The sequence below is a fragment of the Micromonospora sp. NPDC049903 genome (genome assembly GCF_044460945.1).
In the GTDB taxonomy this organism is placed as follows: Bacteria; Actinomycetota; Actinomycetes; order Mycobacteriales; family Micromonosporaceae; genus Micromonospora.
Genome location: NZ_JBITKL010000001.1, coordinates 639,325 through 664,284 on the forward strand (window position 1 = coordinate 639,325; position 24,960 = coordinate 664,284).

Genomic DNA, 24,960 nt, shown 5'->3' on the forward strand with positions numbered 1-24,960 from the left:
TTATGGCCGCCGGGACGTCCCCGGCGGGCAGACGAAGAGCGATCGACTGAGCGCGGCCAACTGTTCTTGGTGCTCCGGCCTGCGTTGTGCCAGCGCACCAGATGATCGACTCGCGTCCAGCTTGTGCGGTTCGATAGCGATGACGAGAGTGGACGGCATGACGTGGGGGCCCGGCCGACCGTCGAGGATGGCACGTACCCGATCCAGCAACGCGACCGCTGCACGTTCGACGCTCGTCGGTCCCGCATCGTAGACCCGGTCGGAGAGCATCCGGATCGTCGCGGTGTCACCACCAGCGATGGAGCGGACCAGCAGATTGGCGCGGGTGTCGGCGGCATCTTGTGACCCGGGGGAACCGGGCCGGGGAACGGGCGCGACTGCTCCCGCCGTGGCTGTCGGGGGCATGGGACGCCGGCCCGGCGGAGCTGCCCGGAGGGCTACCAGCGTCGCGAGGTCCCCGCCACGCGCCGACCTCCCCAGTGCCTGCCGGGCGAAGGTGATGAGGTCGACCAGTTCGGGATAGGCGTCCACATCGCGCTCGTCGGCATCACGTACCACGTCCGTGAGTGCCTCCAGATCGACGTAGTTCGCCGGCAGGGCGAGACCGTTCGCCCGTGCCCACAGTGTGGTCATGTCCACCAGCTCGGGCCGGCGTTCGGTGGCAACGGGGCGGAGAACCTGGGTGAGGCGGCTCACCCCGAACACGTCCTCCGCATTCGCCCGGCGGCCAAAGACGAAGATGGTGTCATCGGCGAGGGAGTCGATCTCCTCCGCGACATCACCCCACGGCTGGATGAGAAGACGACTCAGCGAGCGGAGGTGTATCGGCCCGATCTCGCCGAGCATCGGCAGACGACGCCGCAGCAGGGCGGCGACCGCTCGCTGCAACGCGGAGGGCTGGTCCAGCGGCAGCCCCTGCGGCAGGGCGGTGAACAACCGCGCCAGACCGACCAGGTCCGGCTCTCGGAGATACGCCCCGAAGACGGCCTGACCCAGCCGCTGCATCTGCAGGAATCGGCTCTTCACCTCGGTGGGCGCCATGGGTGTGCGGAACGTCGCGACGACGTCGATGGCGACCCTCGCTCGGCTGACCTCGGCCGCATTCAGGTCTCCGACCAGAAGTCCCTGCGCCAACAGGACCGGCACGGCACGGCTGAGTCGCGAGATGTCTCCCGCCTTGAACTCGCCACCGAAGATCATTTCGGCTCTGGTCACGTGGTTGCGGAGCGCTGCCCGATTCCGTTCCGGCGAGTCGGTGGGCCTGATCAATGCCGCCAGTGCCGCCATGTCGCCAAACGACAAGGTGACCGAAGGCGTCGGTGCACCGAGCAGCCGACCGACCGAGACTTCGATCTGTTCCCACGTGTACGGACGACGATCGCCGCCCAGCACCAGCAGGAGCCGGCTCATCCGCACCAGGTCGTTCTCGGTGAACGTAGGCCCGAAAGTGGGAACGGTGACGTAGGCGATGTCGTACAGCACCTGTTCCGCATCCGCGTCGCCGGGCGGATCGGCCTCCACCCCCAGGTTCCGGGCCAACTCCGTGATCCGGTGCGCGCCCCCGGCCACGTCCGCCAACCGATCGGCGACCTGCCGGACCGACACCCGCTCCGGTGCGGTGTTCGCCCCACGGAACCGGTCACTGAGCTGCGCCCACCGTAGTGGTGGGAACAGTTGGTCGTTCGTCCTCCGGAGCCAGGCCTTCGGGAACCACCGCTGGATCTTGAGCAAGACCGGTCCGGCCAGGCCTGCTCCGCGCACGTCCACCATGGTGATCTGCCGTCGCAGCGCCGGGTCCAGTCGCAGGTTCACACTTTCCAGCAGGCCCATCGCCAGAACCGGTCGGTGCCCCTCGGGGACCTGCGCCAACAACGGTGCGACCGTCGACAGGGAGAGCCGGCTGGGAATGTCCTGAAGGCCGACCACCAACCGCAACGTGCCCTGCCAGATGCGGCGCAGGTCGGTCGCCTCTCGGCCCGCCCCCTCGGCCGAACCGTCGAGCGACGCCAGTTGACGAAGGAGATCGCTCTCCACCTCGACGAGATTGACCGCGCTGGCCAACTTCTGCACCGAGCGTTCGAGGACGACCCGCCGGTAGCCCCTACGCACCCTCGCACGGAGCCACTCCTCGTCCTGTTCGACCTCGGCGCGGAACCATGGACTGGCATGGCCGAAGCCCCGCCCCTCCCCGACCCGCAACGCGACGTGGGTCAGATGCCCTTCGTTGGTGTCGACCGCAGTGAATTCCGTGGTGATGCCGAGCGCCTCGGCCACTCCGATGATCCGGCCGGGGTTGGGGCGAAGAACGTTGTCCAGCAGATCCCGCACCGTGAACCTTCTGCCCGCTATCCGGTCGTCCAGCAGGTTCCGCAACTCACCCGGGCGAACGTTCAGGTCCAGCTTGGTGCCGTAGTGCCGACGATAGTGGTCGGCGAACAGGCGCTGGATCCGTGCGGCGTTCGCCACCAGGTACTGCCGCAACTCCTCAGGAAGCGCCATCAGCGCGGCATGGAACGTCTCCCGGGTGGACCAGAGCAGCAGGTTCTTCGACAAGTTTCTGACCTGATAGAACTTCGATGCCATGGCACCGACCCGCATGTACTCGTGGGCCAGGTAACCCGCGAGGGTCGTGGCCAGGGAGGGCAGGTCCAGATCGGGGCGCAGGCCGCCGTTGAACTCCGTAGCGATCAGCCCACCGAAGTCCAGACCTTCGTCAATCAGAGCCAGCCTGGCGACGGGCGTTTCGGGATGGTGCCGTCGTTGATGGTCGACGAGGTCCTTCAGGAAGAGGTACATGTCCTCGACCGGCAGACCGTAATTGTGCTGAGCATCCATGGCGTAGCGCCTGCGGGGAACGATCGGCATCTGCCGGAAGTAGGAGTCGACCGCCCAGTCCGAGAAGGCCTCGCCGAGCGTGGCACGCCGCGATGCTCGCCGAATCGCGTCAGCGGTCGTCCGGGCCACGGAGTGCGGGTCTGCACCCACCTCCTCGTCGTCCAGCACGAGTGTCGCCGGTTCGACGATCTCCAGAAGCGTGCCCCATCGTCCGTCCGCGTCGAGACGGAACCCGTCTCTCGACGTCGCGATCCGGCGGGCGTTGCCAGGCGACGTGTCACCAGGCCACATGAGCCTGGCCACCTCCAGTTCCTTGCCGCCCCGCCCGCCGCGCAGCCGGCCCACGGTCTCCCACCGACCGTCGCCCGCCCACCGGTAGTCCCGGTCCGGCAGCCCGGTCTCCGGATCGAGGCCGTGCAGACCGTGCTCGTCGACGAGCACCCGCACCGACCGGAAGGTCGTGCCGCCCCGGCCCGCCTCGGCGACGTGAATGACGGCGGAGGTCTGCGGCGATGTCTCCGCGTGCGCCGCCATCCTCCGCCGGAGCCGGACGGCCTCCCGCCGGGCGACGTCGGCCAGCGCGTTCGTTCCCGACGCGACCCCCGCCAGCCCGGCCAGGGCACGATGGCGCGCAAGGGCGGACGTCGGTGCCGTACCGGTCGGCGGAGTGGCCGCGTCGGCCTGCTCGCCGTCGCCGGCCGTCAACGAGCGCGGCGGCTGCACCTGGAAGTCCAGGCCGAACCGGTGGTCGAGTTCCTCGGCCCGGGCCGACAGCTTCGGGAACCATCGGGTGCCCACGCCGACCGGCCGGAACACCACCGGCCCGTCGAACGCGTCCGGGTCGGCGGCCCGCAGCCGGTCGAGCAGCACCGTCAGCCAGGCCGCACCACCGGGTACGCCCACCGCCGAGTCCTGCTGCCGGGGCCTGCCGTCCTCGCGCGCCGGGTAGCCGACCACCACCCCGTCCGGCGACGGCTCCTCGGCACGGACACCGCCGAGCGACCACACCCGTCCCTCGGACGACGATCGCGCCGAGCCGATCCATTCGTCGATCGTCGCGTGCGTCTGCGTCACCCGCCGTGCCAGGTCGTCGGCGTCGACCGCCCCGGTGGCCAACTCCAGCGCCGTCACCAGCCAGTCCAGCGCCAACGGCTCGTCCGGTGGCGGTGCGGGCAGGCCCCACAGCCGGTGTACGAGGGCGGCGAGGCGGGCCGGATCCACACCGTCGGTCGGTCCGCCCAGGGCGAGGAGCCGACCGGCTGCGGCCAGCCGGGGCCAGCTCAACCCACCGATGCCGTACGCGAGCGCGGCGACGAAACCGGCGTCGAGCAGGGCCGACGGGCGGCCCGGGTCGACACCGACCGCTTCGGCCAGGTGTGACCAGGCCAGTCGGACCGCAGGTGGCTCGCTCGACGTGGTGGCCGCCTGGTCACCGATGGCGCGTACCAGGTCGGGCAGGCCGAAGGCGACTCCCTCGGCGTCGCCGGACCACTGGTAGCGGTCCGGGTCGATCGGGCCGAGTAGCGCGTCGACCAGCTCCGAGGTGTCCGTCGTCGGTGCGAGTCGGTTGGGGAAGGCCGGTCGACCGGCCACTGTGTTCGGGACGCGCAGCGGGTGCGGGTGGACGCTGTCGCCTCCGGTCAGGGCCCGGCTGACCCGGCGGGCGAGCACCACCGCAGCCCAGGGTGCGAGCTCGTGCGTCGGCCCCGCGCGCAGGGTCAGCTCGTCGTCGAACGTCAGCCACCAGTCGTCGTGGTCGACGAGCGCGTAGCCGTCACCCCTGGTGGACGGCAGTGTCAGGCCCGGACCGGGCCGCAACTCCGAGTACGCCGCCGCGCGGAACGGCCGGAACTCGAACTCGGTGGCCGTCGCACCGAGGCTGTCCCACCCGCCGGCACGCAGCGGACGGATCCATCCCGACCGCACCGGCACCTCGGCCAGCGCGTCGCGGCCCAGCAGCAGCGTCCGGTTCCCGCCGAGTTGGTCGGCCAGCTCCACGGCCTGATCGGTCGTCAGCGGTGCCGCCGGCAGCACCTCCACCATCGCGTGAGCCCTGAGGTGATCGGGAAGCACGTCCAGCGCCGCCTGCACCGCCGATGCGGCGGCAGCCGCCTGGGCGTCCACCACCACCCGCAGGCGGCTCGGGTGCGCCGGACCTTCCGGCAGGTCACCGAGGGCCTGGCGGTCGGGGCCGACGTAGAGGCCGTCGGGGCGGGCCAGCAGGTGTCCTCCGGGCGGTGGGGTGAGGTTCACGTCGGCCAGGTCCACCCGCCAGTCCCGCGCCGAGCCGAAGGCCGACGAGGTCAGTTCCAGCTCGTCCGCCTGCGCCTGGGCCAGCGACGCGAGGTGCAGGGCGGAGGCGGTCGTCGCACGCTCCCAGATCTGCTCGCGGGCGACACCGAGCCAGGCCAGCGTCCGGGGGCTGAAGCCGGGGGTCTCCGTCGCGTCGGCCAGTCGCCGGTCGGCGTCATGGGCGTCCTGGTGCAACCGCTCCCGGGCCGGTCGACGGACCGAGTCGCCGTGCTCGGGGTCGTACAGGTCCTGCCGGAGCGCCGTGGCCAGGCCGTGCCGAACGTCGTCGACGGGCAGCGGGTCGGTGCGGGCCGCGTCCAGCACCGTTTCGTCGGTCATCCCCCGCGTGACCTGCTGCCAGGAGTGGTCGTCGCCGGTGCCCGCGACCAGGCGGTACACGAGGAAGTGCTGCGCGGCGACCAGCACCTCCCGCCGCAGGCCGACGAGCATCCGGTCCGGCTCGTCCAGGACCACCCGCACGGTCCAGGAGGCACGGTCGAACGACGCGCTGGCAACGCCCTCGGCCTCCGGCAGCCGGAGGTCCACCGAAGGGGATGGCATCTGCTCGGTGGTGGCGAGGTGGTCGGCCAGTTCTCGCAGGACGTCCTCGGCGGCAGCGATCGCGATGTCAGTCGGGTAGCCGTTGACCTGTGGGCCGGCCGCCAACCCGGCGCGGAGCAGCGTGTCGAAGTGGGTCCGGGCCAGCTCGTGGGAGGCCCGCTGCACCTCGGGGGCGGCCATGGCGAACCCGCTCGCCGGGTGCGGGTCGACCGACGTGGGCGTCGCCGACGGCTTCCCGACCGCCGGCACCTCGGTCAGCTCCGGCACCTCGGTCAGCTCCGGCCCGATCCGCGCCGGATCGCCGCCGTCGGCCGGGTACCGCCAGAACGCCGCCAGGTCGCGCCGCAGCGCGTACTCGCCGGTCGGGTCGAACCCGACGTGCAGCGCCCGCAGCCGCCCCGGCTCGCTCTGCACCCAACCGTCGCTGGCGTACACGTCGACGCCCAGGATGCGGCGGAGCGTGTCGGCGAGGCGGGTCGACCAGGAGTCCGTCGCGCAGTCGCAGATCGCCAGTGCCAGCGGCTGTCCCCGCCACCCCGGCGTCACCCGGATGATCTCGGCGAAGCGGGCCACCGAGACGTGCCGACCGTTGACGCGTACGCCTCGGGCGTCGCCGTGCAGGGCGGCCACGAAGGCGCCGGGGATCGTCGACAACGACTGCGGCACGGCGGTTCCCGGGCCGCTCGCCTCGGGTGACCAGTACCGCCCACCGGGGAAGCCGACTCCCGCGTCAGCGAACTCTCCGCCGACGCCGCCGTACGGTGCGGGCGTGGGCGGGGCCGGCAGGTCGCCGTCGTCCGAGGCGCGCGACGCGTCGTCGACCGCCCACACGTCGCCGGACACCTGGCCACCGACCCGGTCCTTGCGGCTGCCGCGCGATGTCGCAGTGGAGTCCCCGGCCGTCTCCGGCGCGCCGCCCACCGCCGCCCAGGCCGCCGGCAGATCCGCCACCCGGACCGGCCGGTCGCCTCGGGCGTTCTTGGCGTGCTCCACGGCCGCCAGCAGCTGCCTCAGCTCGCCGTCGGTGACCGTTGCGGAGTCGCCACCGCGCAGCGCCCACACCGCCAGGTCGAAGCGGTTGCCCCACTGGACCGGGCTCCGGTCCTCAGCCGCCAGCACGGCCGACAGCCGGCGCACCGAGGCGACCTGCGTGACGGTGGTCCGCGCGCCGAACAGTGCCCGCGCCCACACGCCCAGGGTGAGCAACGACTCCTGCTCGTCGCCGTCCGCCGGCAGGCCGTCGTTCAGCAGCCGGCCGAACCGCTTCCGCAGGCTGGTCCCGTGTCGCAGACCGGTCGGTTGTGCCAACCAGCCCGGCCCGGCGTCCAACGGAGCGAGACCCGTCAGCCAGTCACGGAGCGTCCGCCGCCAGTTCTGCACCAGTTCGCGGGTGGCCGGGTTGCCGGGCGGCTCGAACGCCCACACCTGACGCCGGAGTTGCCGTGCGGCCCCGTCGGTTGCGCTGTATCCGAGCAGAGCGCCAGCCACCGCCCTGATCTCGGCGACGCTGCCCGTCCAGAGCGGGTCGTCGGCGAAGATCTCCCGCCGCACGGCGGCGACAATGTCATCCCGGTCCACCGACGATCGGCCGATCCCCAGCGCTCGGACCAGGTGCACCAGGCCCGCCAGGTCCCCCGCCGTCGGCTGCGGCTCGTCCGACGAGCCGAACACGGACCAGACGGACCGGAGGGCGTCACGCACGGCGGCGACGACATCGCTGCCGGCAGCCTGCCGGACCACCCGGGTCAACGCCTGAACGTCGACGTAGGCCAGTTGGAGCGGCCCGCGGCCGGCCGGCGCCTCCAGGTAACGCAGCAGATCGACGACGTCGTCCAGCCGGATGTTCCATCGGCGAGGGCCGGCCAGGAGGCCGATCAGGCGTCCCAGCCCGACCATGTCGTCTGCGGTGGCCGTCGGGCCGAACAGGACGCTGGTGTCCCGGGCCAGCATGTGGAGCATCTCCACCGCTTCGTCACGGAAGTGATGAAGGGTCCGGGCCAGCCAGCGCAGGTGTCGCGGCTCCACCTCGGAGATCCGCAGATGCTCGAAGACCAGTCGGCGGAACGGTGCGATCAGCGCGGCCGGATCGTCGAGTCTCGGCCGGTCCGGCAGCACGGAGACCAGCCGGGCCGTACCGACGAGGTCCGCCGCCTTGGCCTCGCCGTCGAAGAGCCGCGCGGCAAGTGCCTGCACCTCGCGCAGCAGGTCGACCGTCACCGGTTCGCGCTTGTCCAGGTCGGTGATGAGCGTGGCCGTCAGGGCGACGTTGGTTCCGCGAAGCTGCGCCGGGTCGCCGCCGGTGACGGCGCTGACGGCCTGTCGCAGGTCGGTCTCCCCGACGAAGGTCCGCCCGGTGAAGACCTCGATGGTTCGACCCAACCGGGCCAGGCTGCCCTCGCGCGGCTCGGCGCCGTACACCCAGCGGGCCAGCGCCGCCGCCGCACGCAGGAGTGCGTCCGCGGCCCGCCGGTCGCCGTCGGCCAGCACCTTCAGCAGCCAGCGAACGTCCGGCACGGACAGCGTCACGGTCCACGGCTGGTCGGCGGAGAGCCGGCCGACCGCCGCTTCGAGGTCACCCCAGGTCACCACGCGGTGCTCCGGACGCAGCGCCGTCAGCAGCCCGGCGAGGCGCGCCAGGTCGGCCCGGTCGAACGTGGGCCCGAAGACCGCCGCGGTCAGGTACGCCAGATCGTGCAGCGCCTCCCGGGCGTCCGCGCCGGTGGCCGGGTCGTCGGTCAGCTCCAGACCGTGCGCGAACCCGGTCAGCCGGTGTCGGTCCCCGGCCAACTCGTCCAGGCGCCGGGTCACCTCGCGCACGGGCACCCGGACCGGCGCGCTGTTGGCCCCCGCGAACCGGTCACTGACCTGCGTCCAGGTAGGTGGGAACTGGACCGGCTCGTCGACGACGCGCAGTTCCGCCTTCGGGAACCACTGGTGGATCTTCGGCCACGAACGCTCGGGCAGGTCGACCGCGCGCAGGTCGACGATCTGGATCCGGCGGCGCAACGCGGGGTCGAGCCGCAGGTGCACGCTCTCCAGCACTGCCGTCGCCACGTCGACGCGCCGCTGTGGCGGCACCCGGTCCAGCACGTCGCCGGCCGCCGAGAGGTCGAGCCGCTCCGGGTGCTCCAGCAGCCCGGTCAGCAGCCGGAGTGCGCCCTGCCAGACCGGTCCCGGTCCGGCCGGGCCGCCCGGAGCCGGTTCACCGGAGGCCACCTGGCGGCGCAGGTCCGCCACCAGGTCGGCCAGCTCGACGGTGGGCGGGGCGGCCGACGCCGTACGCGCGAAGGCGACCTTCTGGTATCCCCGGCGTACCCGCCGCCACAGCCATTGGCCGTCCCGTTCGAGGACCGAGGAGAACATCGAGTGCGTCAGCCCGAAGTTGCGTCCCTCGCCGATGCGCAACCCGACATGGCGCAGGTGGCCCTCGTTGGAGTCGATCTCGTCGGTGTAGGTCCGGATGTTCAGCGCCTCGGCCGGCGTGATCACGCGGTCGGGGTTGGGGCGGACCACGTTGTCGAGCACCTGGCGCAGGGTGAACGACTTGCCCGGCACCTCGACGTCCAGCAGGTCCGCGCCACGTCCGGCCTGCGAGAGCTGTTCGGCGTGGTGGATCCGGTATCGCGTGACGAACTGCTCCTGCACCCACTCGGCATGGGTGTGCAGGTAGCGCCGCAGCTCGGCCGGGAGCGCGGCGAGCGCGGCCCGCCAGGTCTCCCGGGTGGCCCAGAGCAGCAGGTTCTTCGGCCGGTGTTCCTTGGTGTGGTACGCCGATGCGACCGCGCCCACCCGGGTGTACTCGTGCGCCAGGTAACCGGCCAGGGTGGTGGCGGGCGACGGCCGGGTCAGGTCCGGCTTCACGCCACCGTTGAACGCGGTGACGACGTACTCAGCGAAGACGAGGCCCTGCGTGGTCAGCGCGGCGGCCTGTCCGAACGCCTCGTTCCTGGCCTGGTCGCGGTAGTCGACCAGGTCCCCGAGGAACTCGTGCATGTCCTCGACCGGGAAGCCGTAGTTGTGTTGCACGTACGGCAGCTCGGTCAGCGGGGCGAGCGGTGTCTCCCGCATGTCGGGGTCGACCGTGTAGTCGTCGAAGACGGAGCCGAGCCGGCCCGGCCAGTTGACCCGCCGGGACGCCTCGGCCGTGGCGGACGCGACCACGGTGGGGTCGGCGCCGACAACCTCGTCGTCGAGGACGAGCGTCGGCGGCTCGACCACCTCCAGGCGGCCTCCGGCGTCACCGTCGGCGTCCAGCCGGAGTCCATGCGGTGAGCGGGCGATGTCCCGGCGGCCCCTCCCCCGGCCCGGGTCGGTGCGTTTGAGGAATACCGGCAACTCCAGTTCCCGGGCTCCCCGTCCGCCCCGCAGCCGCAGGATCGGCTCGGCATGGGCGCGGGGTGGCTGCACCAGGAGGCCCTGCGACAGCCGGTGGTCGAGTGCGGCGGCCTGCCGACGCAGTTCCGGAAGCCACCGGGCGTCGATGCCGACCGGTCGGACCACCACCGTGCCGCCGAAGAGGTCGGGATCGGCGGCGCGAGCCCGGTCGAGCAGGACCGTCAGCCAGCCCGCCCCAGCGGGCACACCCATCGCCGGGTCCAGGGGCCGCGGCCGACCGTCGTCGTGGGCCGGGTAGGCGATCACCACCGCGTCCGGCCACGGGTCCTCGGGGCCGGCATCGCCGACCGACCACACCCGGCCGCCGAACAGGGGCCGCGCCGAGTCGATCCAGGCGTCGACCGTCGCGTAGAGCTGCCGTCGACGGTGGGTCAGCTCGGCGAGGTCGGTGGCGCCCGGCGCCAGTTCGACGGCGACCATCAGCCAGTCCCGGGCCAGCGGCGCGTCCGGGGCCGGGTCGGACAGTCCCCACAGCTCGTGCAGCAGAGCGGTGAGCTGGACCGGGCTGCGATACCAGGCGTCCACCGGACCGGCGGAGATTGCCTGGTCGAGGGCGACGAGTTGCCGGGCAGCGGTCAACCGGGCCGAGGTCAGGCCACCGATGCCGTACGCGAGTGCGGCCACGAAACCGACGTCGAGCAGCGCCAGCGGATCGTCGGAGTCGATGCCCACGGACTCGGCCAGTCGCCGCCACGCCTCGCGGGCCCTGTCCGGCGGCGCATCCGACGCGACACCGGCCAGATCACCGAGCGCGTACACCAGGTCCGGCAGCGCGAACCCGAGATCGCCGGCATCGCCGGACCAGACGTAGCGCGCCGGGTCGACCGGGCCGAGCAGGTCCGGCCCGACGGCGTCCGGTGCGGACGACGTGGGCAGCGGCGGCGGTGCAGCCACCTCGTCCGGCGTCCGGAGCGGTGCCGGGTGGAGGTCGTCGCCCCCGGCCAGTGCCCACGCCACGCGGCGTGTCTGCGCCAGCGCAGCCCACGGGACCGGGCCGGGCACGGCGCCGTCCAGCGACAGTTCCTCGTCCAGGATCAGCCAGCGGTCGCGCTCACCGGCGAGCCGGTAGGTCCCGTCCGACCGACGGGGCAGGTGCAGGGACGGGCTGAGGCGCAGCGTCGATGGCGGTGCGGCGTCCCTCGGGCGGAACTCGAACTCGGTGGCGGTCGCCACGAGGCTGTCCCAGCCTCCAGCGCGCAGCGGCCGGACCTGCTCTGACCGGGCCGGTACCCCGGTCACCGCGTCCCGGCCGAGCAGCAGGGACCGGCCGGAGCCGCCGAGCCGGTCCGCAAGCTTGATCGCCCCGGTGGTGTCCAGCGGTGCGGGCGGTAGCAGTTCCACCATCACGCGGTCCGCGAGGTGACCGGGCAGTGCCTGCACCGCCGCCCGGACCTGCCGCCGTGCCCTGCGGAACGACCCGGAATCCCGGGCGTCCACCACCAGGCGCAGCCGCGACGGATGCGCCGGGCGGTCCGGTAGCTCACCCAGCCGCTGCGTGTCGGGGCCGACGTACAGCCCGCCGGGCCGGGGCAGCAGCCACTGGCCGGGCGGTGCGTCGAGGTCGGCACCGAGCAGGTCCGTGCGCCAGTCCCGGGCCGAACCGAGTTGCGACGCGGCGAGTTCGAGCGCGTCGGCCCGGGTCTGCGTCAGGGAGTTGCGGTGCGACTGGACGGCGGACGTGTACCGCTGCCACGCCTCGTCCCGTGCCCCGGCCAGCCGCTGGCGTACCTGCGAACTGAACCCGGGAATGCGCTGGGCACGGTCGAGCCGTCGGTCGGCGTCGCGGGCGGCCCGGTGCAGTCGCTCCCGCACCGGCCGACGGACGGCGTCGCCGTACTCGGGGTGGTACAGATCCCGCCGGAGTGCGACGGCCAGGTTCCACCGGGTGTCCTCGGCGGACAACGGGTGTCGCCGGGCCGCGTCCAGAGCCAGCCGACCGACCGCGTCCCGGCCGGTCTCCTCGTCACCGATGCCTGCCGTCAGGCGGTGCGCCAGGAAGTGTTGTGCCGCCGCCAGGAGGGCCCGCCGCAACTCCGTCAGCATGCGGTCGGGCTCGCCCACCGCCACCCGTGCCGTCCAGGTGAGCGGGTCGAGGCCGCCGGCCGTGCCGGTGTGCGGCGACAGCTCGACCGAGGGTGGCGGCATCTGCTCGGCAGCGGCGAGGTGGTCGGCGAGTTCCTGGAGCGCCTCCTCGGCGGCGGACCTGGCCGCATCGGTGTCACCCTGATCGGACCGGTCAGAGATCGACACCGACCCGGCAGGTGCATCGGCCGCCCCCGCGACGGCCGTGCTCTGCCAGGCGCGGGTCAGCGCCTCGAAGTGGGTCCGGGCCAGATCGTGCGAGGCCCGCTGCGTCTCCGGGCTCTCCATGGCGAGCACGCCCACCGGGTCCGGATCGAGCGACCACGACAGCGCCGGGGAGGACTTGCCCACCTCTACGGCGACCAGGTCCGACCCGACCCGCACCGGATCACCACCGCCGGCTGGGTACCGCCAGAACACCGCCAGGTCACGCCGCACCACGATCTCGTCGTCGACGACCGGGGCCGCTTCGCCGGAGGCTGGCCTGTCGGTCGGCGTGAAGCCCACGCGGAACGCCCGCAGCCGCTCGCCGTCGGTCTCCACCCAGCCGTCGCTGGCGTACACGTCCACCCGCAGGATCCGCCGCAACCTGTCGGCGAACCGGGTGGACCAGGAGTCGGTGGCGCAGTCGCAGATCGCCAGCACCAGCGGCTGCCCCGCCCATCCCGGCGTCCGACGCACCACCTCGGCGAACCCGGCCACCGAGACGTGCCGACCGTCGATCCGGACACCCCGGCGGTCGCCGTGCAGCGCGGCCACGAACGCACCCGCGATGACCGGCAACGACGCAGGCACCCCCGACTCGGCCCCACCCGCCTCCGGCGGCCAGTACCGACCACCGGGGAACCGGAGACCGACGTCCGCGAACTCTGCGCCGACCGGTACGTCCAGATCGACGACGGCCGGCGCGGACGGCAGGCCGCTGTCGTCGACCGATCGGGGTCCCGACTCGGCCGGCCAGACGTTGCCCGGCACCAGGCGCTCGACCTGGTGCTTGAGCGAGAGCCGCAGGTTCCGCAGTTGCTTCGCGGACTCATCGGCCTTCTTGCGCAACCTCGGGTACTCATCGAGACGGTCATCCGCCTCGCCGGCCGCCACGCGTACCCGATCGATCGCCGTGAGCCAGGCCGCGGCGAGCGGCCCCCACTCGGCTGCGTCGTTCGCCCACCGCCCTGGCAACCCCGGGAGGTCGACCCGCTCGGACAACGACGTCAAGGCGCTGCCGAGACTCTCCCGCCGGAACATCTCGTCGTCGTCGGCCGTCTCCACCGCCGCCCGCCCGGGCGGCAGGTCACCCGCGGCACTCGGCTCGGCAGTGAAGTGGTCGAACATCTTCGCCGCCCGTTCCTCGCGGAACCACCGGTTGGCCGCGGATGCCTCTCGGAGGGCTTCGACGTACTCCTCGCGGGCCTCCTGGAACTTCTCGATCTGCGGCCCGTACCCCTCGTCGCGATGCTTCGTCCATTGCGCGACCACGCTCTCGACACCGCTGGGCAGTGGAGATTCCTCGTTCGTGCGGGCTGCCTCGACCGCATCGGAAAGCCGTTGCCATGCCTGCTGCTCGGCCTCGATGCGCTGGGTGAGCTCCTGCCCGGCGACGACCATCCGGTGCCAGGCGTCCTCTGCCTCCTGGGAGGCCCCACGGTAAGTGGTGGCAGCCGTGTCGACCAAGTCGATCGGCGGCGTCAACTTCGCGGCCACGGGCACCGTGATCAGGTGGGTGGTGAACGCCTCCCGTTCGCGCAGCCGGAACCAGAAGCCGTCGGGGACGAGCACCTCGACGCCTTCCGCTCGCCCGTCGAGCGTCGCGACGAGCCGGTACACGACGTCGGCCCGGTACTCGTAGGTGCGCCCGATGTCGCGGATGCTGCGGTAGCCGCCCGGTTCACCCTCGCCACCGACGGCGTCGTCCTCGGTGTTCGACGTCTCGTTCACCCCGGTGAGCGCGAACAGGTCGGTTTCGTTGATCTCGCCGTCGCGCTGGTTCCGATGGTCGAACGAGGTCTGGAAGAGCAGATCCTGGATCCCGCTGTCCGCGTGCTGGTGATCGACGCCCGAGGGGGTGAACGTCACCTTGCGCCGCTCGATCCGGACGACCTCACCGGTGGCCCCGGACACCGAGTGCAGGCGCACGTTGCGCAGGTTGGCGAGAAGCCGTACGTCCACGTCCCGCCACGTGCCCGCCGCCACGCTCCGGACCGAGAGCACCGACACCGTCGGCAGGGCCAACCCGGCCTGTTCGCCGTCCACGTCCGGCAGACGGCCGGCAGAGTCCCGGTCACTCGCATCGTTGATCTGGAAGAAGGTGCTGCTCAGGACGGTTCGCGTGAACAGGGATTTCAGGGTGGCGCTCGCGTCCGATCCGGCCACCTGATAGGACGAGCCCATCCGGTCCATCGCCGTGAGATCGCTGCCCGGCAGACCGGCGCCGCCGGTGACCATCAAGGTGAGCAGGCGCTGCGCCGCGAGCCGCAGCGACACGGTGCCCCGGACCTGGCCGGGCCCGAAGAACGCGGGCAGGCGGACCGCGAGCGGATCGTTCTTCCACCGCACCAGCCGGGCCGGCTCCACCTCCCAGGACGCCAACAAGCGGATCGTCGCCGGCCCCGGCGAGACGTCCGCCACCTCGCTGCCACCCGGATGCTCCGGCGTGCTCATCGTCTCTGGCACCCGGACCAGCGGCCGTGTCGGCACACCGGAGATGATCTCGACGGTGCCGTCCCCGTACTCGACGACGGCCTCCGGTAGGAGGTTCACCGCGAACCGCACCGTCGGCCCGGTGGAGGTCACCGTGGTGTGCACGCGCAGCAGGCGCGCCTGGTGACGGTACGTGGACCGGCCCCGAGCGCCACCCACCGCCGCCCCCGGCATCAGCGCGAAGACCGGGCCGTGCGTGGTGCCGTCGCCGGCCAGTCCCTGCAGCGTGCCCAGGTGGCGACGGGAGACCGTGTCGTTCTCCTCCTGGCGGATGTGGGCGATGTGATGGTGCTCGATGCTGACGTCGTGTCGCAGGTCCCGGAAGACGGGTTCGCCCTTCTGCCGCAGCCGCACGGACACCTCGACGACCCGCCGCCCGAGATAGGTCCGTCGGCGCAGCACCAACGGGATCCCGCCTTCGAGCAGGTCGTCGAGGAAGGCGTTGACCCCGTCGGCGCGGACCCCGGCCAGCAGGTGACGCAGACCACCGAGCACGTCGTCGGCGAGATCGTCGGGCAGCGCTCCACTGATCTGCTCGGCGAGCCGGTCGTGGAGCAACGCCCTCAGCTCGTCCAGGTCGATCTTGTCCTCGAGAACGTTGATCGTCAGACCCTGTCCGATCCGCATCGGCTCTGGCGCCCGCCAGGCACGTTCCCGCCCCAGCGGCGGTGGCGGCATCAGCCCCGCCAGCAGCCGAGCCGTCGCCGGATCCTCACGGTCGATCAGCAGAGCCAGATCCTGGAGGTCCGACTCGGCGACGTAGACGTACAGCGAGTCGGGGACCGTCGCCTGCCAGGCCGACGACCGCAGCAGCGGACCACGGCGGGCGGGCAGCAACGCCAGCAGATCCCGGGCGACGGGCAGTTCGGTGAGCACGTTGCCCCACCGCGCGGTGGCCAGGGCGAGGTACTGCAGATCCGCCTTCAGCACCAGGTAGCGGCCGGTGTGCGACCGGTTGCGCTCCTGGGCGCCGGTGACCTCCCGGCGCATGGCCCGGATCCGCTCCCGGTCGTAGTAGTAGCTCCCGAAGAGACGGCCGGCGAAGCGCCCCGCGGGATGGTCGGGAGTCCAGCCGGGTCCGGTCACCACGCCGCCGGTCCACTTGGTTCCCCCGCCTCGCGAGACGAACGCGCCGCTGGTGCCCCGGTAGTAGTCCTCCACGGACAGCGCGTCGATGTACTGCTCCAGCCGCCAGTTGACCGGTACGACCCGCGTCGCCACCCCGGCGTGCCAGTCGGCGTAGCTGCCGTCTCCGAACAGACCGCCCAGTTGGAACCCGCCCGGCGCGGTGAGTGTGCTGAAGTGCCCCTTCTGCACCGACTCCTCAAGCGCGTCGTTCAGCGCGTCGTTGACCGGGGTGCCCGAGGTGGTCATGATCGGCGAACCGTTGCTGACGTCGCGTATCGCCAGTTCGGCGAGGGTCGTCAACACCCCCGGCTGCACGTCCATCGCGTCGATGTGGGTGGCGCGGGTCAGCAGTTGCGGGCGGACGCTGTCCAGCGTCGTCCGGGCCTCCGCAGGGGCGATCTCGATCGGTGGGGTGTGCGTCGCCGCCGCGACCGTGACCGGCGTGACGCCGGACTCGACTCGCCAGGACAGGTCCGACGGGGTCCACAGACTCACCGTCCCCTGCGGCGGCGCGCCCCCGGTCAGCAGCCGCTCAGGCGGACTCACCTGCATCCGCCAGCCGCTGTTGGCCCACGCCACGAGCGCCGAACGCCGCCACCGTGCGGGCCGCCGGTGGTGCAGCCAGAGCGCGTCGAAGTCGAGGTCGAAGTCGAACACCTCCACCCCGGTCGCCCGGTTGGCCCAGCGATACGTCAGCACCGGTGCACCGAAACCGCCGGATCTGACCCGTGGCCAGCTCACCCTGCCGACGACACCGAAGCGCCCACCGATCTCGGTGGCCAACGACTTCACCGCCACCGCGAGTTCGGGCCCGGTGGAGTACGCCTGCTCACGGGAGTGGGTGGAGTTCACCAGGTCGGTCAGGACCGCGACGTCCACCGGCTTGATCAGGCCGGTGGTCCCGGCGTGGCGCCGGTTGCTCAACGTCCCCTTCACCACGAGTTCGTAGTAGTCGGAGTGCAGCACGCCGAACTGCCGGAAGTTCATCCGCGTGCCGCCGCCGATCAGCGGGGACAGGCCGCCGCTGATCGACGAGGTCCGCGCCAGGCCGGCTGCCAGCGTGCGGTAGTTCTGCACGATGTCGTAGACGTCCCTCAGGCGCCGGTCGGACGGCTGCACCGTGCGCCAACCGGGGAACAGTTCCTGTTTGCTCGATTCGAGTTCGCCGAGCAACCGGTCGTGCAGGTCACGCAGGCCGGTGAGGTCGGCCACCACCGAACTGCCGATCGTGGTCGGATGCTCCCTCGACAGATACCGCGGCGGCTGGATCCCATCGCCGTTGGTGGGCGTGCGGCCCACTCCCCTTCGCGCGCTGGACCTGCCCGGGTAGCGGAACGTCAGATCGGTCACCCGCTGTGGGTTGACCACCCGGTCGGCGTCGGCCAGCCGCCGGACCTCTTCCACCTGCATCCGCACGAGCAGGGTCACCACGGCGTGCTGGGCCGGCTGGTCACCCATCGGTTCGACGTCGAAGGTGACGTCGACCGCGTACAGCGCGGTCTGCCCGACGGTCTCGGCGAACTTCTGGCTCACCGCACCGCTGCCGGCGGCACCGCCGCGAGTCCGTCGGAACGACTTGCCGAACAGCCACCGCAGACCGCCGGACACGGTGATTCCGAACCCTCGGTAACGCGATCCGGGTCCGGCGCCCACCGTGCCGCTGAGGCCGTCGATGACGCCGGTCTCGGCGGCCACCTCGATCGTCCTGGCGAAGATGTGCCGCATCGCTACGTCGTCGTCCATCTCGGTGACGGAGAGCAACTGGGCGACACCGAACTCGGCGCGTACCCGCTCCGCCGCGATGGGCTTGGCGTTCCGGTCGTCGGCCAGGACCGGGGCGTACTGGTAGGTGTCCACCATCTCGTCGATCGCGTTGCCGACCTCGCCCCGGTCGGAGAACTCGTACAGGATGGCCCGGGCCGACCCACCCACCCCGAGGGGTCGGCCCGCCGCCGCGGCCATCGCGTCGACCAACGCGGTCGTGTCGCCGACATCGTCGACGACGTACGCCCGTGGCAGTTCACCGTGGAAGTCGATCGTCGGCGGAAGATCGCCGGCGGTCACCGGTTCCCGGGCGATCGGACGCTCGCCCGGCTGCGGGACCAGCCGGCCCGAGGGCGTACGCCGCAGTTGCTTCAGATCGAGGCCGGACTGCTCGTGACTCTTCTTTCGGGACTTCATCCACCGGATCAGGCGCTTCGGCCCCGACTCGATCCTGCTCAAGCTACTCGGCTGGCGGATGACCGACGACGCGGACGAGTCGGTGGAACTGCGGCGGGTGACGGTCGGCGGTGACCTGTCACCGCTTGGTTCGCTACCCCAGATGTCCTGCCGGAACTGTGGCGACGGGTGGCTCGACTCGGAGATGACGGAGTCGGCGTCGTTCGACGACCTGATCGATTCAGTTGCCGAGAGGGTGGTGGCTCGGGCCTTGCCCTTCGCGTTCGCCGACGGACGCGTCATGTAGACCGGCACGTCGAGCAGCACCGACTTCGACAGCAGCCGGCTGTGCGGTTCACCGCGTACCGCCTGTCCCGGTTCGGCACCGGGGGCGATACTCGTCACCGTCCATCTGCTGTCCGCGCGGAAGGCGGTCGCGGTGGTGCCGCTGCGCAGCATCCGGGTGTGCAGGACCCCTCTGGACCTGCTCATGGTGCTCGCCGGCTCGTTGCGGGTGATCGCGATGTGCACGGCGACGAAGCCGGCCGTCAGTGCGCCGAACAGCGCCGAGAACGGGAGGTGGACGGTACGCGGACGGAGGAATTTCTTGAGGTACTTCTGCTTGCGGGCGGAGATGGTGGCGCTGTCCAGCCGCCGGGAACTCGGTATTCCCGGGAACTTCTCCTCGACCAGGGCGTTGACCAGTTTCGAGCCGACGTGCAGCTCGATCGGGATGCCGTCGCGGCGCATGAAGTACCGGTTGCCGTTGACGAGGAAGCCGCGGTACCGGTGTTCGAGGTCGTACCGCAGCCGTACCATGCCGGGGTCGTGGTCGGGAACGCCGTGCCCGACGGCTTCCTGGACCAGCGCCAACACCTGGGCGGCCTCGGCCGGGAGCAGGGCCGCGTCGGCCGGGCCGAGGAGCTGGCCCTCGACCAGGTGCCTCGGCAACTCCCAACGATCCACCGCCCGGTTGACGGGCAGGGCGAGCGCCTCGTCGGCGGAGGGCGGCACCGCTCCTGCCGGAGCGGACCGGTACCGCTCCTGCCAGGCGCTCAGCACTCGGTGCAGCCGAACCTTGTGCCCCGGCTGTTTGATCTCGTCGACCAGGTCCACGAGCGCGCGGAGGTCGTCGTTGGTGATCGGCCGGTCGGCGGACGCGCCCCGCCATCCCCGCAGCAGGTCGGTCAGCAGCTCCGGACGCATCCGATCCTGCACGCCAGGCGTATGCCGCCACAACGGGTCGCGTCGGACCGCGTCCACCAGACGCCGTACCCGCCGCAACAGCGTGGCCCGCCGCGCCTCGTCGCTCTCGGCGAGTTCTCCCGGGTACAACGCCTCGGTGAGACCGACGATGTGGAACAGCCTTCGCCGGGCCCAGATCGGGATGTCCGGGCGCCGCGCCCAGGGGCGCAACCGGGACATCTCCTGTCCCCACTGCGCGGTGCTCGATTGGTGGTACAACCCGACCGCCTGCGCGGTCTCCCGCAACCAGGACCCGAAGCCGCCGCCGACACCGACCAACCGACTGATCAGTTCCCACATCTGCCGGTGCCAGTCGGACAGTTCCGTCCCGAACCCGAACCAGGAGGTCAGCTCCGCGTCGGCCACCGCCCGGTCCAGGTCGACGTCGAACCGGCCCAGGTCCGCGCGGAGCAAAGCGATCGCCTGTCCGGCGAGGGGTGCCCATTCGTCCTGGCCGCCGAAGGCCAACTCCTGGCGTGCGCCCATGCTCCGCCGTGCCCGCTCGATCCGGTCGCTGAGTTGCGTCCATCGGCGACCGAACCGGCTGCTGTCCGCGCCGCCCAGGCGGGCCAGCCGGGCCCGCACCTCGTCCGTCGCCACCGGGCGGTCGCGGTGTACGAGAGCGTCGAGCGACGCGGCGAGTTGCCCCGGTCGGTCGCTCCAGAGCGCGTGGTGCCGGTTGTCGTCGGTGCGGAGCAGGTACAGCATCGGGCCGGACTCGCCCCATGCCGGGTAGGACCGGATGTGTCCGGGCTCCACCTCGTCGAAGGCCTGGAACCGGAACGCTCCGGTGCCGCCGAAGCCACGGACGGCGCCGTGCAGCCACTCGAAGATCTCCCGATCCCAGTCCAGTCCGGCCGGCACCGCCTCGGTGAACCGCAGCAGTTGCGCGGAGGTCGGTACCCGCCGTACGCCGGCGGCCACGACCAGCTCCCGCACCGCCCGCAACACCGCTGGCACGGACGACCCGCCCAGGCCCGGTGACAGTGCCCCCGGCAGCCTGGGGGCGGTCCCCTCCCGCTGGTACTCGCCGTCGGCGGTCACCTCCCAGCCGTCCTCCGACGGTGGCCGTGCCGTCGCCGGCAGCAGGTCCTCGGCCGGTCCGGTCCAGGCCGGGGCGTAGCTGCCGTCGCGGGAGTCGTGGACCAGGTGGAACAGCGGACCGAGCTCGCCCCGGACCGGCTCACCGACCACGGTCTCACCGTCGGTCACGAAAACCTGTGCGCGGAAGCCGAACTCCTGTCCCATCACGGTGAGCAGAGCTGCGTCGGCGGGTTGCTCCGGCACCGTCCCGGCGGGCAGGGCCTCCGCCTCGCTCAGGTGCTGCCACAGTCCCTCGGCGGTCGCCGGGTGTCCGTGCACGGTCATCAACCGGGCCACCGCGTCGGCCAGTCCGATCGCGTCGGCGCGGTCGGCGGGTCTCACGTTCAGCCCGTCGGGCAGGCGAACAGCCCGCACGCCGGGCACCGGAGCGAATCCGTCGCGCCCGGATCTCGCCCACTCCCGCCTGTGTAGCGGCGCGATGCCATCGTATGCCGACTCGTAGACGAAGATCAGCGGCCCGGAGTCACCCTCGATCGGGTGCGCCCGATACCTGCCCTGCCCGACGTCCTCGAACGCCTGCAGACGGAACGGGACCGTTTCCTCGGACTGTGCGGCGCCCGCAGATCGTTTCGCCGCCCAGTGCAGAAGCCGGAAGATCCGCCGGGGCCAGGCGAGGTCCGCATAGAGCGTCGACTTCGCCTCCAGGTCCGAGCGCGGTGGCAACCGCCGCGTGCCCATCGCCTCCCTCAGGAGCATCTCCACCGTGAGCACGATCTGGTCCGCCCGACCGCCCACCCGGATCTCGGATGTCGACAGGCCCGGCGGAAGTTCGGCGGCGGTCGTCTCCTGGTAGCCGCCGGTCGACGTGACCGGCCATCCGCGCAGCCGGTGCAGCGTCTGCCCCGCCAGGTACGCGCGCACCACCTCGCCCGAGTCGCCCTGCACCGGGTACGCCCGGATGGCGCCCGACTCCAGCCGTTCGAAGCCCTGCAGCCGGAACGGGACGCCGCCCGCATCGGCCGCTGCCGCCCGGAGCCAGGTGTACAACTGCTCGTCCCACCGCTCCGGTTCGGTGGGCGTCGCCGAGGCCACCGGGGGCATGTCCCGCAACTGGCGCAATGTGGGCAGCCGAGCCGGTCGGGCCCCGGCAGCCAGCAGGTCCTGCACCACCCGAAGGACGTCGTCGTCCTCCTGCTCGGCGACGCCGGAGTCGTCGAACCACAATCCCGTGGGCAGCCCAGTAGCCTCCCCTTCCGGGTACGCACCGTCGGGGCGAACGTCCCAGCCGCCGGTGTTGCGCACCGGATTCACCAGGGCCGACGACATGTCGATCGACGGCGGCTGCGCCACCACGCTGATCACCGACGCACGACGATCACTCGGATGGCTCTGCGAGACCTCCTGCGCGGCCGCCTCGACCGCCTCCGCCAGCTCGGCCCGGAAGGTGGCGAGGTCCGCGTGCAGGCCGCCGGCCAACCGGCCGGCGCGCTCCCGCTGGCCCGGCCCGGGGTCATGTCGCTCGACACCCGGGCGGGTCGCCCACTGCCACGCCTGACCGATGCGCCGCCGCAGCACGGACCAGCCGGCTTCCATCACGGTCCGCGATTCGCCGTGCAATTCGTCGATCTGGTCGATGATCTCCCGTTCGACCAGGGGTGTCCCGTCCACGGCGAGCGACCGCAGCCAGAGCACGCTCCGACGCCACTGCGAGGCCGTCGCGACGACCGGGGTCGCGTCGACGCCGGTGGCGGAGTCGGACGCGTACCGACCACCCGGCGTCACCGCGTCGGGAATACCCAGTCGCGCCTGCCGGATCCGGCGCACGAGTCCGGGCACCGGTTCGGGACGCCCGGTGTCTCCGGCCAGTCGTGCAGCGTCCCGACCCAGGAAATGACGGTGGACGATCGACTCGTTCTCCACGTCGAGGAACATGTGGATGAGCTCGTCGCCGTCGCCTGTCATCGGCAGGACATGGACCAGATGGCTCTCCGGCGGTCGCAGGAATGCCTGCAGCCGGAACCCCGGCTCGCGGTCCATCAGGTCCCGCGACGCCTCGCTCACGCCATCCATGAGGTCCATGGGCCCCCCGCTGTTCCGGGATGTCCACCGCAGCAGGTAGTCGACCCACTCGCTCTCCGTCGGGACCCGCTCCGGCGCGGTCCGGGCGATCACCACACGCAGCAGGGCAGCGAGGAACTCCACGTTGCTGAGTGGCCGTGACCGGTTCTCGCGCAGCGCTTCAGGGAGATCGTCGGCGCTCCCCTCGGGATGCGTGTACGTGCCGTCGGCGGCACGCCGCCACCCGAGGTCGTCCGCAGGGGCGGTGACCGACACCGGTTCCTCGGCCGGATCAGGCGGACTTGCGTCCAGCTCCGTGGTCTCGTCGAGGTACTCACGGTCGCCTGTCGTGATGGTCGGCTGAGGCTCGTCGACCGTCACCGCGTCGCCGAGGCGCACCCCCCAGGCCAACCATTCGTGCATCGCGTGCAGCTCGGCTCGCAGCGAGGCCAGGTTCGGGCCGGGAGCCTGGTCGCCGACCAACGGGATCAACCACACCGACAGTTCGTGCCGGGGCGCCTGCGGCGCGACCCCCGCGCGGACCCGGTCGCCGAGCTGCGCCAGCAACGCAGCGCCGCCGGTCACCCCCTGCTCGGCCGCCGACCGGCCGTCGACCATCGGCAGGCCGTCCGGACCGGACAGGTAGCCGACGACGATCCCGCCTCCGGCGAAGGGCAGCAGAGGCTCCGGCCGTACCCCGCCCCAGCCGAAGATCTGTTCCTGCCAGTCGACGGTCCAGGTCGTGGCGAACACCTGGTCGAGCCAGTCGTTGGCGGTCAGGTAGCGGTCTGATGCCGCCGCCGTGTCCACCTCTGGGGACTGCAGCGGCTCCAGCACGCGCCGCAGGCGTAGCGGGAAGTCGGGATCCCGTGCGTCGGCATCCTCGTAGAACGACCCGAAGCGGCTGAGCAGGCTCTCCGCGAAGTCGATCACGGATCCACCCCGATCGGGCCCGGTCAGCCACAGCCGGTGCGCCGCACTCAGCCTCGGCAGGGTGAGACCGTGCACGCCGTACGCGATCGCCGCCAACTCGGCCACGTGCACCAGGTCCTGGCGGGAGTGGAGCGCGTCCTCGTCGGACGTCGGCATGCCGAGTTGTCCCGCCAGCGCGGTCAGTGCACGCACGCCGACCGCCGGGTCGACCGGTACACCGGTGGGCTCGGTGAGCCCGGCCTCCTCGGCCTGCTCCAACAGGGCATGGAGCAGGAGACGAAGGGAGTCGACGTCCTGGCTCGGGTTGGCGTACGCACTCAACCTGACCCGGAAGTCGCCCGACGAGTAGCCGGTTCCGAGCGCGCGGCGTACCAGGTCCCCGTCGGCCGCCGCGACGTCGTCGGTCGTGGTGAAGCCGTGCTCGTCGACCACCGGCGGTGTACTGGACGGCCGGTGCACGTGGACGAAGCCGTCGTCGAAGCCGGCACCGATGTGACTCGCCAGGACTCGGGCCACCCAGATCCCGGCGCCCGCGACCGTCCAGGGTGTCTCCCGCTCCGGGGTGCCGAGGACCACGCGGGCGCTACCGGCACCGGTCAGGTCCGGCGAGGCGTCGACCGGGCCGATCCACACCCGGTCGTCCACGGTCGTCACCTGCCAGCCCGGATAGAGCTCGAAGGCACCGCTCCCGAGGTTGCGCAGGAGGTAGGGCTTGGCGAGGGTCAGCGTCTGCCGCTGTGGGTCGCGGTGGACCGTGTAGTAGCCGGCGAAGGGCGGCAGCGTGAGGGCATGGTTCCGGGCGTGCGGTACGAGATGGTCGGTGTGCGGTCCGGATACGTCCAGCAGGTCCGGGGCGAGTGCCAGCAGGTGCCAGCCGCCGAGGATCTCGGCCAGACCCACCGCCTCCGGCACGGTCAGCCGTCGGGTGGGCGTGCCCACCAGTTCCACCAGGGACGGCCGCCGCAGGCCGTCGGCCAGTGCCGCCAGCACCGGCCCGGCATCGGTCAGATCATCGAGACGCACCAGCACCAGCGGCCGGTCCGGGCTCGCCAGGCGGGCCGGTGGCACCGCTTCCACCGACGACGACGGAGACACGAAGCTGCCGGCGGGGATGGCCAGCGCGGTGTATCCCGCCGGTGGCACGACCTGGGCGTGCGGGTCCGTCCGCCAGTCCTGCACCGAGCCGTCGGCCTCGAAGTCGACCTGGATGAGGTGCGCCTGCGTCTCGAGCGGCAGAGCCATGTAGAGGATGGCCGTGTCGGCCATCTCCCGCATCGCCACGGCCTGCCGCTGGCCCAACCAGCGGCGGAGCCGGGGGCTGAATCCGTCGATGCGATCCACCACGTCGAGCAGGTGCGTCGCCTCACGGTAGGGCGCACCGGCGGCCGCGACCGCATCGATGACCCGGCGGCTGTGCTCGCCGTCGACTGTGATCGCCGCCCACAACCGCTCACCCGAGCCGGTGCGCAGGTCGCCGGCCACGTGACCGGCGGCCAGTTCGTCGCGGACCCGGGCGTCGTTGGTCAGCGG

1 protein-coding gene (only partly in view) is annotated in these 24,960 nt (G+C 72.0%); it reads right to left on the bottom strand.

Annotated features, from left to right (window positions below; genetic code table 11):
- Positions 1-24,960: the final stretch of a hypothetical protein gene (locus ACIBO1_RS02830; RefSeq protein ID WP_396740939.1), read on the bottom strand. 25,485 nt of this gene lie beyond the right edge of the window; only the last 24,960 of its 50,445 coding nucleotides appear in the window; its start codon lies off the right edge, out of view; the stop codon is at positions 1-3.